The 13,579-nt window shown below is 73.3% G+C and carries 10 protein-coding genes; 9 read left to right on the forward strand and 1 reads right to left on the reverse strand.

The window, feature by feature from the left end; all coding sequences use genetic code 11:
- Positions 1 to 239 precede the first annotated feature (239 nt).
- The 9 genes from ACFYOS_RS14615 (at position 240) to ACFYOS_RS14655 (ending at position 12,029) form a co-directional block, all read left to right on the forward strand.
- Positions 240 to 2,345: a TOMM precursor leader peptide-binding protein gene (locus ACFYOS_RS14615; RefSeq protein ID WP_387140421.1), complete on the forward strand. Its 2,106-nt coding sequence runs from the start codon at positions 240 to 242 to the stop codon at positions 2,343 to 2,345.
- A 54-nt stretch (positions 2,346 to 2,399) separates the two neighbouring features.
- Positions 2,400 to 2,582, forward strand: coding sequence for a hypothetical protein (locus tag ACFYOS_RS14620; RefSeq protein ID WP_046564715.1), 183 nt, complete (start codon positions 2,400 to 2,402; stop codon positions 2,580 to 2,582).
- A 181-nt stretch (positions 2,583 to 2,763) separates the two neighbouring features.
- Positions 2,764 to 2,982, forward strand: coding sequence for a thiazolylpeptide-type bacteriocin (locus tag ACFYOS_RS14625; protein WP_387140424.1), 219 nt, complete (start codon positions 2,764 to 2,766; stop codon positions 2,980 to 2,982).
- Positions 2,983 to 3,057: 75 nt separating this feature from the next.
- A complete protein-coding gene (locus ACFYOS_RS14630) occupies positions 3,058 to 3,243 on the forward strand; it encodes a hypothetical protein (protein ID WP_387140427.1) in 186 nt (61 codons plus the stop codon).
- A 100-nt stretch (positions 3,244 to 3,343) separates the two neighbouring features.
- Positions 3,344 to 5,311, forward strand: coding sequence for a TOMM precursor leader peptide-binding protein (locus tag ACFYOS_RS14635; protein ID WP_387140430.1), 1,968 nt, complete (start codon positions 3,344 to 3,346; stop codon positions 5,309 to 5,311).
- A gap of 10 nt (positions 5,312 to 5,321) precedes the next feature.
- Positions 5,322 to 6,932 (forward strand): nitroreductase family protein, encoded by a 1,611-nt coding sequence (locus tag ACFYOS_RS14640; protein ID WP_387140432.1) that lies wholly within the window; start codon positions 5,322 to 5,324, stop codon positions 6,930 to 6,932.
- A gap of 35 nt (positions 6,933 to 6,967) precedes the next feature.
- The gene (locus tag ACFYOS_RS14645) at positions 6,968 to 9,745 is read left to right on the forward strand and encodes a lantibiotic dehydratase (protein ID WP_387140435.1); all 2,778 of its coding nucleotides are present in this window, start codon (positions 6,968 to 6,970) and stop codon (positions 9,743 to 9,745) included.
- Positions 9,742 to 10,791 carry a thiopeptide-type bacteriocin biosynthesis protein gene (locus tag ACFYOS_RS14650; protein ID WP_387140437.1) on the forward strand — a complete coding sequence of 350 codons (1,050 nt, stop codon included), beginning with the start codon at positions 9,742 to 9,744 and terminating at the stop codon, positions 10,789 to 10,791. Before ACFYOS_RS14645 ends, ACFYOS_RS14650 begins: the two co-directional genes overlap by 4 nt.
- 5 nt (positions 10,792 to 10,796) lie before the next feature.
- Positions 10,797 to 12,029, forward strand: a complete 1,233-nt coding sequence (locus ACFYOS_RS14655) for a hypothetical protein (protein ID WP_387140440.1) — start codon at positions 10,797 to 10,799, stop codon at positions 12,027 to 12,029.
- Positions 12,030 to 12,062: 33 nt separating this feature from the next.
- On the opposite strand, the gene ACFYOS_RS14660 is transcribed toward ACFYOS_RS14655, so the two are convergent.
- Positions 12,063 to 13,544, reverse strand: coding sequence for an MFS transporter (locus tag ACFYOS_RS14660; protein WP_387140443.1), 1,482 nt, complete (start codon positions 13,542 to 13,544; stop codon positions 12,063 to 12,065).
- Positions 13,545 to 13,579 lie beyond the last annotated feature (35 nt).

The raw sequence follows: 13,579 nt of genomic DNA on the forward strand, positions 1-13,579 counted from the left end.
GGCGCCCACAGACTAGCCGAGGTTGATCGGCTCTGGAAGGCCGGCGGCGCGCGAGTACGGCGCGTTTTTGTCTTAGCCGCAGCTCAATGCCCTTCAATTTGCTTGCGCCACTGTCCGGCGCGAAAGTTTTTGTTGACTAAATACTTGATCTTGGGCAGCATGAAGGCACTTTCGACACGCCGAGTCGTTGTCATGGGGGGCTTATGAACCAGCCGTCGGACGGTGGAACAAGCCTTGAGATGCGGCCCAAGCTGCGGCATGACGTCGTGTTCCTGGACGCGCCGGCCGGCGCGTATCTGCGGGGACCGGACACCGCCTTCCTGATCAAGGGCAGGTCGGCGTTCCGCTGGCTGACGTCGCTGAGCCCCTACCTGACCGGGGAACACACGCTCGCGCAGCTCACCGCCGCTCTCGACCCGGGCCAGCGGCAGACGGTGCTCACCCTGGTCCGCGCCCTGCTCGCCCGCGGTTTCGCCAAGGACGCGGGAGACCGCACCGCACTGCCCGAGCCGCTGGCCCGCCGCTTCGCCGCCCAGGTCGAGTTCGTCGATCACTTCGCGGACGATCCCGTCGTCCGGTTCCAGCGCTTCCACTCCGCCCGGGTGGCGCTCTGCGGCGGAGGGGCCGCGTTGCTTGCCGCGGCGAGCGGCCTGCTCCGTAACGGCTGCGTCCGCCTCGACCTCCACCCCGACGACGACCCCGACCGGTACGCCGAGGCCCTGCGGCCCGAGCTGGCGGACCTGCGCGCCGACGGCCTGCCGGCGGAGGTGCGGTTCCTCGACGGGTCGCCGGACCTCCGCGAGGTGGACGCGGTGATCTGCTGCACCGGGCCGGACGGGCTGGCCCACCTGGCGGACCTGGCCCGCGCCTGCCACCGGGACGGGCCGCTGCTCGTGCCGGTGCGTTGGGACGACGACCGCGCGGTGGTCGGCCCGACCGTCCGCGCACGGCAGACGCCCTGCTGGCACTGTGCCCAGCTCCGACTCGCGGCCGGCGCCGACCCGGCGACGGCGGCCGAGTTCTGGCGACAGCTCGCCGTCGGCGGCGACCCCACCGCGACCGCGGCCCTGCCCGAGGTGACCGCCCGGATGCTCGGCAATGCCGCCGCCTTCGAGCTGTTCCGGGCCCTCACCGGCGCCTTCGCGCCGGACACCGCCGGCGGGGTGCTGCTGCTCGACACCGCCACCCTGGAGTCCACCCGGGAGCGGGTGCTGCCGCACCCGGGGTGCCCGGTCTGCCGGGACGTCGAGGTGGCCGAGCCGGGACCGCCGGCCGGCTCCGACGACGAGACCTACCAGCGGGCCGAGGCGCTGGTGACGCCGAACGCCGGGGTGTTCACCCGGTTCGTCGACGACCCGCTGGAGCAGGCGCCGTTGAAGACGGCCCGGCTGCGGCTGCCCGGCCGGCGCGGCCCGCGCGAGGTGACCGCCTTCGACGTGCACACCGTGATGGGCGCCCGGCTCGCCGCCTACCGCGCGGCCGTCCGCGACCACGCCGCCCGGTACGCGGACCCGGCCGCGGCGGTGACCGCCTCGGCGGCCGAGCTGCGCGAGCGGGGCGAGCAGCCAGTGCCCTGGCCGGAGCTGGCCCCGACCGACACCCCGCTCGCCGACGACCGGCGGCGCACCCGCTGGCTGCCGGCCACGCTGCTGGGGCGGACCGGGTCGGTGTGGGTGCCGGCCGCGCTGGCGTTGCCCACCTCCGCGTTCAACGCCGAGGGATGGGCCGAGGCGACGGTGGCCGGAGCCGCCGCCGGCGGCACCCTCGACGAGGTCGTCGACCGGGGGCTGGCTGACGCGCTGGCCTACCGGGCGCTGATCGACGCGCTGCGCGGCCGGGCCGAGGTGCGCCCGATCAGCGAGGAGGAGCTGGTCGGCGACGACGACAGCGCCTTCGTGGTCAAGGCCGCCCGCCGGTTCGGTCGCCGGCTGTCGGTCTTCACCCTGGCCGGGGTCGAGCCGGCGCACGCCGTACTCGCCGTCGCCGAGCCGCCCGGCGGCGGTGACCGGGACTGGGCGCTCGCCGGCGGGTTCGACCCGGTCGCCACCCGGCTGGCGGCCGTCCGCGACGCGGTCGGGCGGGTCCAGGTGCGGCACTTCGAGGACACCGTCGCCGACCTCGGCGACCCGGTGCTGCGCGACTTCGACCCGGCGACGCTCACCGTCGGCGCCACCCCGGCCGCCCCGGCGGCCGCGGCCACCGACCGGACGGCCGTGCTGGCCGCGCTGGCGCCGCGGGGGATGAGCGCCCTGCTGGTCGAGACGACGACCCGGGATGTCCGGGCCACCGGGGCTTTCCGCAGCGGCGTGGTCCTGCTGCGTCGGCACGCCCCGACGGCCGACTGAACCACCACGTCAGTGGTTTCGGCGAGGCACGCACCACGAGAGGAGGTGGAAGACATGCCGATCACCCTGAACGACGAGCTCCGCGAGCTGGAGACCGAGACCTTCGAGATCGAGGAGGTCGAGGACGGCGGCGAGGCGCTCGCCGCCACCAGCTCCAGCTGCTCCTGCTCGAGCTGCTGCAGCTGCAGCACGTCGAGCTGCTGCAGCACCAGCACCAGCACCTCCAGCTGCGGCTGACCGGCTGGACGGGGTTGCCCCCGACGCTGACGACTCCCGGTCCCCGGTGGGACGCCGCACGAACGACGCACCATCCGCCGCCGGCCCACGCCGGCGAGTAGCCCTGCGTGCCTCCGCAACCACCGTGGTGGTGCGGGCAGACCACCGACGACCGGCTCGAACGCGGCTCAAGGAGAGGCCTGTGCCGACACAACCCCGGACATCCGGCGTACTGCCCGACTCGGTCCGCAGCGAGCTGCGTGACCTGCAGACCGAGACGTTCGAGGTCGAGGACATCGCTGATCTGTCCGCCGACCTCATGGACATCTGCAGCAGCAGCACGAGCACGTCGAGCTGTTCCAGCTGCAGCACGTCCAGTTGTTGCAGCTGCACCTCGTCGAGTTGCAGCAGCACCAGCTGAGCCACGGCGCCGCCGGTCGGTCCGGACGGCCGGCCGGCGCCGCGGCCCCTGACCGCCAGAGGGGAGGTGGAAGGAATGCCGGAACTGACTGAGGAGCTCCGCGCGCTGGAGACGGAGACGTTCGAGATCGAGGACGTCGACGCGGTCGACGAGATGGTCCTGGCCTGGTCCAGCTCCAGCTGCTCCTGCTCCAGCTGCTGCAGTTGCAGCACGTCGAGCTGCTGCAGCAGCAGCACCAGCACCGGATGCGGCGGCGGGTGACGTCACCCACCGCCCTACCGTCCCCGCCGGCGAGCCACGCCGGCGGGGCACCGGTACCCCTCACCAGCCCGCAGCCCGCGACCGCAGACAGGTGAACCGAATGATCGTCGATGTCCGGACCACCTCCACCGGGTGGGACAGCAGCCTCAAACAGCTCGGCGAGGCGTTCCACGAGCGATTCCAGGATCGCGCGCGGCAGCCGGCCGGCCCCGACGCGCCGCTCGACGGCATCACCGTCCGCATCGCCGCCCTCGGCCTGACCGACGCGTACGCCGATGGGGGCGAGGGGATGACCGGCACGGTGGTGCCGATCTGGTTGCACGGCGCGACCGCGCTGATCGGGCCACGATGGACGGACATCGGCGCCGCGGCGGGCAGCCGGCCCGGCCCGTGTCCGCTCTGCACCCAGCGCCGCTGGCAGGCCATCCGGGTCCGCGAGGAGCGGCACGCCCTGGAGCACCAGGCCCCGGTCGGCACCGTGGCCGCCCTGCCCCACCTGACGCCGTTCGCGGTCGACGCGCTGTGGCAGCTCCTCCTGGACGCCTGCCGGCCGCGGACCGAGCGGCCCGGCGTGGGACGCCTGCGGCAGCTGCGGATGGACACCCTGGAGACCACGGTCGTGGAGGTGCTGGCCGACTCCGAATGCCCGGCCTGCGCCACCGCCCGTCCGGACACCGCCGAGGCCGCGGTCATCCCGCTCACCAGCCGGCCGAAGCCGGATCCGTCCGCGTACCGGCTGCGGTCGGCCGGCGACCTGGACCTACCGGTCGCGGCGTTGGCGAACCCGGTGGCCGGCGCGCTGGGCGGCGGCGCGCTGCGCGCGTACAACGCCACCGCGACCGCACCGGTGACCGGCTACTTCCGCATCCGCAGCCGCTACGACCTGCACGAGATGTGGTGGAGCGGGCACGCCAACAGCTACGGCAGCAGCGAGACGTACGCCCTGCTGGAAGGGCTGGAACGGTACGCCGGCCAGTTCCCCCGGGCGCGGCGGACCACCGTCTTCGACAGCTACGCCAACCTGGCCCCGGACGCCCTCGACCCGGCCGGGCTGGGCTACCACCCGGCGTTCTACCAGGGGCACGGGCTCTACTACGAGCCGTACGCGCCGGACCGGCCGATGCCCTGGGTCTGGGGTTGGTCGCTGCGCGACCAGGTCCCCCGGCTGGTGCCCGAGCAGCTCGTCTACTACCTCGACCGGCGCACCGACCACCGCAAGTTCGTCCAGGAGTGCTCCAACGGCTGCGCCAGCGGCAGCTGCCCGGAAGAGGCGCTGCTGCACGGCATGCTCGAGCTGGTCGAGCGGGACGCCTTCCTGCTCGCCTGGTACGGCTCGGCCCGGCTGGCCGAGATCGACCCGGCCACCTGCCGGGACGAGCGGGTGCACTTCATGCTCGACCGGGTCGACCTGCTCGGGTACGACATCCGGCTGTTCGACACCCGCGCCGACCTGCCCGTGCCGGTGGTCACCGCGGTCGCGGTCAAGCGCGGCGACGGGCTCGGCCAGCTCTGCTTCGCCGCGGGCGCCAGCCTCGACCCCGACGACGCGGTCCGCGCGGCGGTCTGCGAGACCGCGTCCTACGTGCCCGGCTTCGACGAGCGCGTCGCCGCCAGCGAGCCGGAGCTGCGCGAGATGACCCGGGACTACCCGAAGGTCACCGAGCTGAGCCACCACGCCCTGCTGTACGGGCTGCCGGAGATGACCCGCCACGCCGGCTTCCTCTTCGACGACCCGCCGCTGCGCTCGATGACCGAGCTGTACGGGGACTGGCTGTCGGCCCGGCCGGCCCACGACGACCTGCGCGCCGACATGGAGTACCTGTGCGGGCTGATCGCCGGGCTCGGCGGGGACGTCCTCGCGGTCGACCAGACCTGCCCGGAGCAGGAGGTCGCCGGCGTGCACACGATGGCGGTGGTGGCGCCCGCCCTGGTCCCCATCGACTTCGGCTGGCAACGCCAGCGGGTGCTGTGGAGCGACCGGCTGGAGCGCTTCCTGGCCCGGGGCGCGCACGGACCCGACCGGCTCGGCGCCACCGGCCGCAACCCCCACCCGCACCCCTTCCCGTAGGAGCACCGGTATGCAGCAGGAGGCTCTCCAGGTCGTCCGGGAGTACGCGGAGGCGGTGTTCCGCCGGGCGCGGGTCCCGATGGAACCGCTCAACTACGAGGTGGACTGGGTCGACCAGCCCTCCCGGCACACCAGCTACCCCGGCACCCCCCGGGTGCCGCTGCCGGCGGACGTGCCCGCCCTGCCCACCCTGCGGGACCTGCTCACCGGGGAGCACCTGCCGCCGCCCGGCGGCTGGTCGCTGCCCGCCCTGGCGACGCTGCTGCGCCTGTCGTACGGGGTGCTCGACCGGCGGCTGACGGTGAACTGGAACCAGGACCTGGCCAAGCGGGCGCACTTCGAGCACGCCGTCTGGGGACGCGGCACCGCCTCCGGCGGCGGCATGTACCCGGTGGAGCTCTTTCTGGTCGCCGGCGCCGCCGCGCCGCTGCTGCCCGGCGTCTACCACTACGGCACCGGCCAGCACGTGCTGGAGCGGTTGCTGCTCGGCGACGTCAGCGACCCGGTCCGCGCCGCGGTCGGCGACCACGCGGGTGGCGCGGACAGCTTCCTGGTCGCGAGCATCCGGTTCTGGAAGAACTCCTTCAAGTACAACAGCTTCTGCTACCACGTGGTCACCCAGGACCTCGGCGCCCTGCTCGGCTCCTGGGACCTGCTCGCGCGCGCCCTCGGCGTACCCCTGCCCCGGCTGCTCGGCTTCGATCCCGCGCCGGTGGACCGGCTGCTCGGCTTCGACGGCGACCGGGAGAGCGCCTTCGCGGTCGTACCCCTGACCTGGGCCGGCGCCGACCCGGACGGCGGACCGGTCGGGGCGGCGCCGGCCGCGGACGTCCGGGTCCGATACCCGGCCTTCGAACGGTCCCGCCGGCTGCGGGAGTTCCCCGCGGTGACCGCGGTGCACCGGGCGGCGGCTGCCCCGGCCGTCCCCGCCCCGCAGGCCCTGGCGGACGCCGCGCCGCGGGACCTGCCCGGCGAGCCGGTGGCCCTGCCCGCGCCGCTGCTGGAGCGGCTGGACCGTCCCCTGTCGACGGTGCTGGCCACCCGGTCCAGCAGCTTCGGCCGGTTCCGCCGGCCGCCCGAGCTGACCGCCGCCGAACTCGGCACCACCCTCGCCTTCGCCACCGCCGGGCGGCAGCACCCGGCCGACGCCGGGCTGCCCGCCGACGCCCCGGCCCTCACCCGCCTGTGGGTGTTCGCGAACCACGTCGACGGCCTCGCCACCGGCACCTACGGCTACTGTCCCCGGCGCCATGCGCTGCTGGCCGCCGGGGCCGAGCCGGACGGGGGCATGTCCGCCTTCCTGCAACAGCAGTACTTCCTCACCAACTACACGATGGGGCAGGTCGGCGCGGTGCTGGCCATCTCCGGCCGGCTGGACGCGGTGCTCGACGCCGTCGGCCCGCGCGGCTACCGCCTCCTCAACGCCGAGATCGGTGCCGTCGCCCAGCGCGCGTACTGCGCGGCCACCGCCCAGCGGGTGGGCTGCGGCGCGGTGCTGGGCTTCGACAACGTCGCCATGGACGCCGCCCTCGGCCTGACCGGGACCGACGAACGGACCGTGCTGTTCCTGCTGCTCGGGCGGCACCCGGATGGCGCCGCCGACCTCGTGTACCGGCTCTGACCCCTGACCGCACCACGTCGACGAAGGAGAGACCCGTGACGGTGTCCCTGCCCGCACCAGCGGCCACCGAGGTGTCCTGGCGGATGCCGCAGGTGTTCATGCTGCGTACCGCCGGCCTGCCGCTGGAGATCGCCGACCGGCTCGCCTTCGATCGCAGTGCCGCCTGGGCCCGCCGGACCCTCGACCTGGAGGACCGCCTCCGGGCGACCGGGCCGGGCCTGGCCGACGCGCTCCAGGAGGCGGTGGCCCGCAACCTCGACGACGACCGGCTGCGGCGGCGGCTGATCCGGCTGCGCCGGGACGTGTGGAACCTGCGCCGCCCCGATCCCGCCGACCCGGCGGCCTGGCCGGAGGCCGAGATCGGCGCCGAGACGCACCGGATGCTGGTGGGCTGGCTGGAGACCTTCGCGACGTACCGCCGGGAGCTGACCGAGGGCGCGGCGGTGCTGACCGCGGAGCTGGCGGAACGCCGGGCCGTGCTGCGCGAGCTGGCGGACGACCCCGACCTGCGCGGCGGCATCCTGCTCGCGTCGCCGTCGCTGGACCAGTACCTGCCCACCTACCTCGCCGCGCCCGGCCGGCTCGGCAAGCGGGCCCGGCGGGTGGAGCGGTCGCTGCTGGAGTACGCGCTGCGCACCGCCGCCAAGACCAGCCCGTTCAGCCGGCTGACCACGGTGAACGTCGGGACCTTCGCGCCGAGTGTCGGCCCGCTGCTCGACGTGGTGCCGGTGACCGACCGGACCGGCGACGCGAAGCGGGGGGTCGCCCGGCTCAACCTGGCCGCGCTGGGTCGGTTGTCGGCCATCGTCCTGGCCGACGAGACGCTCCGCGCGGACCTGCCGGTCACCCTCACCACCGGCTGGCGCATCGAGCGCGGCCGGCTGCGCTACCTGCGCCGCCGCCGCAGCAGCTCCGAGGACGGCGAGTCCGCGATCACCCTGGAGTCGATCCACGAGTCGCTGTTCGTGCTGCCCACCGGCCGGGTGCTGCACGACATCCTGGCCGCGCTCGCCGGCGGCCGGGTCCGCCGGATGGCCGACCTGGTAACCGAACTGTCCACCGACACCCGTCCCGCCGCGGAGATCGGGCAGTACCTGCACCACCTGCTGCGGGTGGGCCTGCTGGTGGTGCCGAACCTGCACCTGGACATCCACGCCGACGACCCGGTCGAGGGCTACCGGCGGGCGCTGCGGGAGATCGGCCGCGACTGGGCCGATCGGCTCGCCGAGCGGGTGGCGACCGCCAACCGCCTCGCGACCGGCTACCCGGCGCACGACGTGGCCGGCCGCCGTCGGATGCTCGCCGACATCCGGCGGGAACTGGTCGCGGCCCACACCGAGCTCGGCCGCGCCGACGTCCCGGCCCCGCGGACCCTGCTCTACGAGGACGCCACGCTGCGTACCCGGGTGCCGGTCACCGCCGACCGGGCCCGCTGGGAACGGGACGTCCTGCCCGGCCTGCGGGCGCTGGCCCGGATCATGCCGGTGTTCGACATCAACCTGCCGCGCCGGCTGGCCACCAAGGGCTTCTTCCGGGCCCGCTACGGCGCCGGCGGGCGCTGCGACGACCTGCTCACCTTCGCCCACGAGTTCCAGCAGGACTTCTTCGAGCACTACAGCGGGCGGATGATGCGCCGCCGGGCGTTCGACGCGGACAACACCTACGTACGGCAGGAGAACTGGTTCCGGCAGGCGGAGATCACCGCGCTGGACGACGCCCGGATCGAGGTGGCCCGGCGGATGAACGAGGCGTACGACCGGTTGCCGGCCGGCGCCGAGGAGCTGCGCCTGGACGACGCCTTCATGACCGACGTCGCCGCGATGGTCCCGGCGACGCTCGGCACGCTCGACCCCCGGTCGTTCTTCCTCCAACTCGCCGACCAGGGCGACCGGCACCGGGTGGTGGTCAACCGGATCTACTCCGGCATGACGCTGCTGTTCTCCCGCTTCGCCCACCTCTTCGCCGACCACGACCTCGCCGGGGCGCTCCGCGCCGAGCTGGCCCGGCTCCAGCCGCCGGGCGCGGTGCTCGCCGAGCTGAAGGGCGGGTACGACGCCACCAACCTGAACCTGCACCCGGCGGTCACCCCGTACGAGCTGGTCTGCCCCGGGGAGATCAGCTTCCGGCCGGCCGCCGAGCAGATCCACATGGACGACCTCAGCGTCGAACACGACCCGGTGGCCGACCGGCTGCTGCTGCGCTCGCGCCGGCTCGACGCCGAGGTGATCCCGGTCTACCTGGGTTTCCTGCTGCCGATGGCGCTGCCCGAGGTGCAGCAGGTGCTGCTCACCTTCGCCTACCTGGGCATGGCCCAGCCGGACCTGTGGGCCGGCACCACGGTGCCGCTGCCCGGGCACGGCATCGCCGGGTATCCCCGGATTGTGCATGGCGACCTGGTGCTGCAGCGGCGGATGTGGAAGCTGCACCCGGACCACCTGCCGCCGCCGCGTACCCCGGAGCAGAGCGACGCCGAATGGTTCCTGTGCTGGCAGCGGTGGCGGCGCGAGAACGGCCTGCCCCGCCGGGTCTTCGCCACGCCGGAGGGCAGCCGGCTCACCCCGGCCGCCGACGACGGCCAGCCCGCCGCGCAGCCGGGCGGCCGGCCCGACCACAAGCCGCTCTACGTCGACTTCGACAGCCACTTCTGCCTGCAACTGCTGGAGGCGACGGGGCGGGGGGCAGGCAGCCGCCTGGTGCTCACCGAGATGCTGCCGGACCGCGACGAGCAGGTGCTCCGCGGCCCCGGCGGCACCCACGTCACCGAACTGACCGTGGAACTCAACGGCGTTCGCGCCGGAAAGGTGGAACGATGACGCACTTCCCCTCCCCGGTGGAGCACGACTGGCTCAGCGTCCACGTCTTCTATGCCAGCAACGCCAACCCGATGCTCGTCGAGGGGGTCCGCCCGCTGGTGGACGAGCTGCGGGCCGAGGGGCTGATCAGCCGGTACTTCTTCATCAAGTACTGGATGGAGGGGCCGCACGTGCGGCTGCGGGTGCTGCCGGCACCCGGTGTCGACCCGGCGGTGGTGCGAGCGCGGGTGGACGAGGCGCTCGAGGCGTTCCTGCGCCGCCGGCCCGCGCTGTACGAGGTGGACAGCGCGGGCCTGGGCGACCTGTACAAGCAGATGTTCCTCGCCGAGTACGGCCGGCAGCGGTGGGACGAGGAGTACGGCCCGGACGGCGTGATGCCGATGCGGGCGAACAACAGCTACCACCACATCCCCTACGAGCGGGAGTACGGCCGCTACGGCGGCCCGGCCGGGATCGAGCTGGCCGAGTGGCACTTCGAGCACTCCAGCGACGTGGTGCTGGACCTGCTGGCCACCACCAACGTGCACGTCCGGCCGGTGCTGCTCGGGCTCTCCGCCCAGCTCAGCATGATGATGTGCGCGGTTTTCCTCGCCGACGACCGGCGGATCGCCGAGTTCCTCGACGAGTACCGCCGGTTCTGGGAGGTCTCCTACTCCGAGCCGAGCGACGACTACCACGCCGGCTTCGACAGCAGCTACCGCCGGATGGACGCCGCGTTGCGGGAGCGCCTGGCCCAGATCCGCGTGGCGGCCCGGGAGCGCGCCGATGTCCGGCCCACCGGCGTCGAGGGTCGCTGGTCGGCGCACTGCCGTGAGCTGCGGGGCCGGGTCGTCGCGGCGGCCGAACGGGGCGACCTGGTGTTCCAGCGCGGCGGCGCCGAGCCCACCGTCGTCCACGACCTGGACGCCGCGGTGCCGATCCTGCTCAGCTCGTACGTGCACATGACCAACAACCGGCTCGGCGTGAGCATCCTCGACGAGATCTACCTGTCGTACGTGACGCGCACCGCGCTGCTCGACGACCTCGCCCCGGCCGGCCCGCGATGACCACGGTGGACGGGACCTGGACCCGTCCCCGGCTGCGGGCCGGGGTCGTGCTCGGCGCCGGCCAATGGCGGGGGGAGAAGCTGGTCCACCACGTCAAGGACCCCGAGACCGGCTGGTTCTACCGGATCGGGCCGCGCGAGCACTTCCTGCTGTCCCGGATGGACGGCACCCGGACGCTGGACGACCTGGCCACCGAGTACGCGGCCACCTTCCGCCGGCGGCTCGGGCCGGAGAACTGGCAGCAGCTGTTCGGCATGCTGCACCAGCGGCAGTTGCTCGACGGTGCGGCCGATCCGGCGGCCATCGCCCGGCTCACCTCGGCGGCCGCCGAGGGCGCGGCGCGCAGCCGGCGCGGCCCGCTGTCGGCCCGGTGGCCGCTGTACGACCCGGACCGGTTCTTCGACCGGCTGCTGCCCCGGCTGGCCCCGCTGTTCAGCTGGTGGTTCGTGCTGCCGGCGCTGCTGGTCGTGCTGGCGGTCGCCGGGTACGTGGCGGTGCGCCTGCCGGTGCTGCTCGACGGGGTCGGCGGCGACCGGCCGCTCGCCGCGATCGTGGCCTCGCTGGCGATCACCTGGGTGATCATCTTCCTGCACGAGTGCGCGCACGGCCTGACCTGCCGGCACTTCGGCGGTCGGGGTACCGAGATCGGGGTGATGTGGCGCTTCCCGATGCTGGCCCCGTACTGCAAGGTCGACGACATCGTGCTGTTCACCCCGCGCCGGCGGGTGGCCACCGCGTTCGCCGGGGTGTTCGTCAGCATGCTGGCCCTGGTGCCGTTCGCCGCACTCTGGATCTGGGGCGCCCCGGGGGCGCTGCACGACCTGGCCGGCACGATGCTGCTGTTCGGCACCGCGACCGCCGCGCTCAACCTGGTGCCGTTCCTCCGGCTCGACGGCTACTACATGCTCAGCCACGCCCTGAACCTCGGCGACCTGCGGGCTGACACCTACCGGTTCTACGGTCGGCTGCTGCGCCACGGCCCGGGCGCGGTCCGCGGCTACCGCCTCCGGGACCGGGTCGCCTACGCCCTGTACGGGGTGGCTTCGCTGGCGTTCGCGGCGACGGTGCTGACGCTGCTGGTGCACTACTGGTACGTGTCGCTGGCCCGCTGGGTCGGCGCCGGGTGGGCCGTCGCCATCCTGGTCGCGGAGGCGCTGGTGCTGGCGGCTCTGGCCGGCCACCTCGCCCGGCGTCGAGCCGCCGAGAGCGGGGCGGAGCAGCCGAGCCCGGACCGCTGACCGGTGGGGGAGGGAGGGCCGCGGGCCCTCCGGTCAGGCTCCCGCGCCGCGCAACCCAACCCGGTCGACGCCGATGTCCGCCGACAGCTCGCGCTGTCTGGTCTCGCCGGACGACAGCACCGCGACGATCGTGACGATCGCCGAGCCGGCCAGGTAGATCGCGATCGGCGTGCCTGAGCCGTAGCGGGCGAGCAGGGCGACCGCGATGAGCGGTGCCAGGCTGCCCGCGAAGACGGACGCGAGCTGGTAACCGATCGAGGCGCCGCTGTAGCGCACACTGGTGCCGAACAGCTCGGCGAAGTAGGCGGCCTGCGGCCCGTACATCATCGCGTGCAGGACCAGGCCGCCGGTGACGGCGAGGGTGATCGCGACGAACGACCTCGTGTCGATCAGTGCGAAGAACGCGAACCCCCAGACGCCGACGCCGACCGCACCGGTGAGATAGAGCGGTCGCCGGCCGATCCGGTCGGACAGCGCGCCCAGCAGCGGGATCGCGAAGAGTTGGACGGCCGACCCGATGAGTACGGCGTTCAGCGCGGTGCCTCGCGACAATCCCACCTGTCTGGTCACGTACGTCAGGACGAAAACCGTGAAGAGGTAGTACGAGACGTTTTCGGCGAAGCGGGCGCCCATCGCGACGAGGACCTCGCGACGGTAGCGGGTCAGCACCTGGCGAATGGGGGCCTTCTGCCGGACCCGCGACTGCTGCATCTCCGCCTGCGCCCGTTGGAAGACCGGCGACTCACTGATCGACACGCGGATGTAGAGCCCGACGAGGACGAGCACGGCGCTCAGCAGGAACGGGACGCGCCAACCCCACGCCTCGAACGCGGCGTCGCTCAACGTGGCGGCGAAGAGGAAGAGCACGCCGACCGCCAGCAGGTTGCCGGCCGGCACGCCCGCCTGCGGCCAACTCGACCAGAAACCACGCCGCTTGGCGCCGCCGTGCTCGGCGACGATGAGGATGGCGCCGCCCCACTCACCGCCGACGGCGAACCCCTGCAACAGACGGAAGATCACGAGCAGGATCGGCGCCAGGAGGCCCACCGCCGAGTAGGTCGGCAGGAGGCCGATCGCGAACGTCGCGATTCCCATGATCAGCAGGCTGAGCACCAGCATCTTCTTGCGTCCGACCCGGTCGCCGTAGTGGCCGAACACCAGCCCACCGAGCGGCCGTGCGACGAATCCGACGGCGTAGGTGGCGAAGGCGAGGAGCGTGCCGACCAGCGGCTCGAACCCGGGGAAGAACAGCTTGTTGAACACCAGCGCGGCGGCCGAGCCGTAGAGAAAGAAGTCATACCACTCGACCGTGGTGCCGATCAGGCTCGACCCCACCACCTTCAGGAAGGGTCCCGGTGCGGACGCAGTCCGGTTCGCGTTGGGCGGAGATGACATGCGGCTCCCCGGCTCGGAGATATGGGTCTGGGTCCCCTGGACCGCCCGCAGGATTCCAGGCGGGCCCCTGGCTAAACCTTCCGGCCGTAACTCGCCGGCAGCCTCTTCATTTTCATGCACCGTGCGGCATGAACTTGCAGTGGACCCTCGCGGCT

This window comes from Micromonospora sp. NPDC005806 (assembly GCF_042871425.1).
Lineage (GTDB): Bacteria > Actinomycetota > Actinomycetes > Mycobacteriales > Micromonosporaceae > Micromonospora.

Coding starts and splice junctions, on each gene's coding strand:
- ACFYOS_RS14635 (WP_387140430.1), top strand. CDS start 3,344: ATGATCGTCGATGTCCGGACCACCTCCACCGGGTGGGACAGCAGCCTC.
- ACFYOS_RS14615 (WP_387140421.1), top strand. CDS start 240: ATGCGGCCCAAGCTGCGGCATGACGTCGTGTTCCTGGACGCGCCGGCC.
- ACFYOS_RS14630 (WP_387140427.1), top strand. CDS start 3,058: ATGCCGGAACTGACTGAGGAGCTCCGCGCGCTGGAGACGGAGACGTTC.
- ACFYOS_RS14640 (WP_387140432.1), top strand. CDS start 5,322: ATGCAGCAGGAGGCTCTCCAGGTCGTCCGGGAGTACGCGGAGGCGGTG.
- ACFYOS_RS14650 (WP_387140437.1), top strand. CDS start 9,742: ATGACGCACTTCCCCTCCCCGGTGGAGCACGACTGGCTCAGCGTCCAC.
- ACFYOS_RS14620 (WP_046564715.1), top strand. CDS start 2,400: ATGCCGATCACCCTGAACGACGAGCTCCGCGAGCTGGAGACCGAGACC.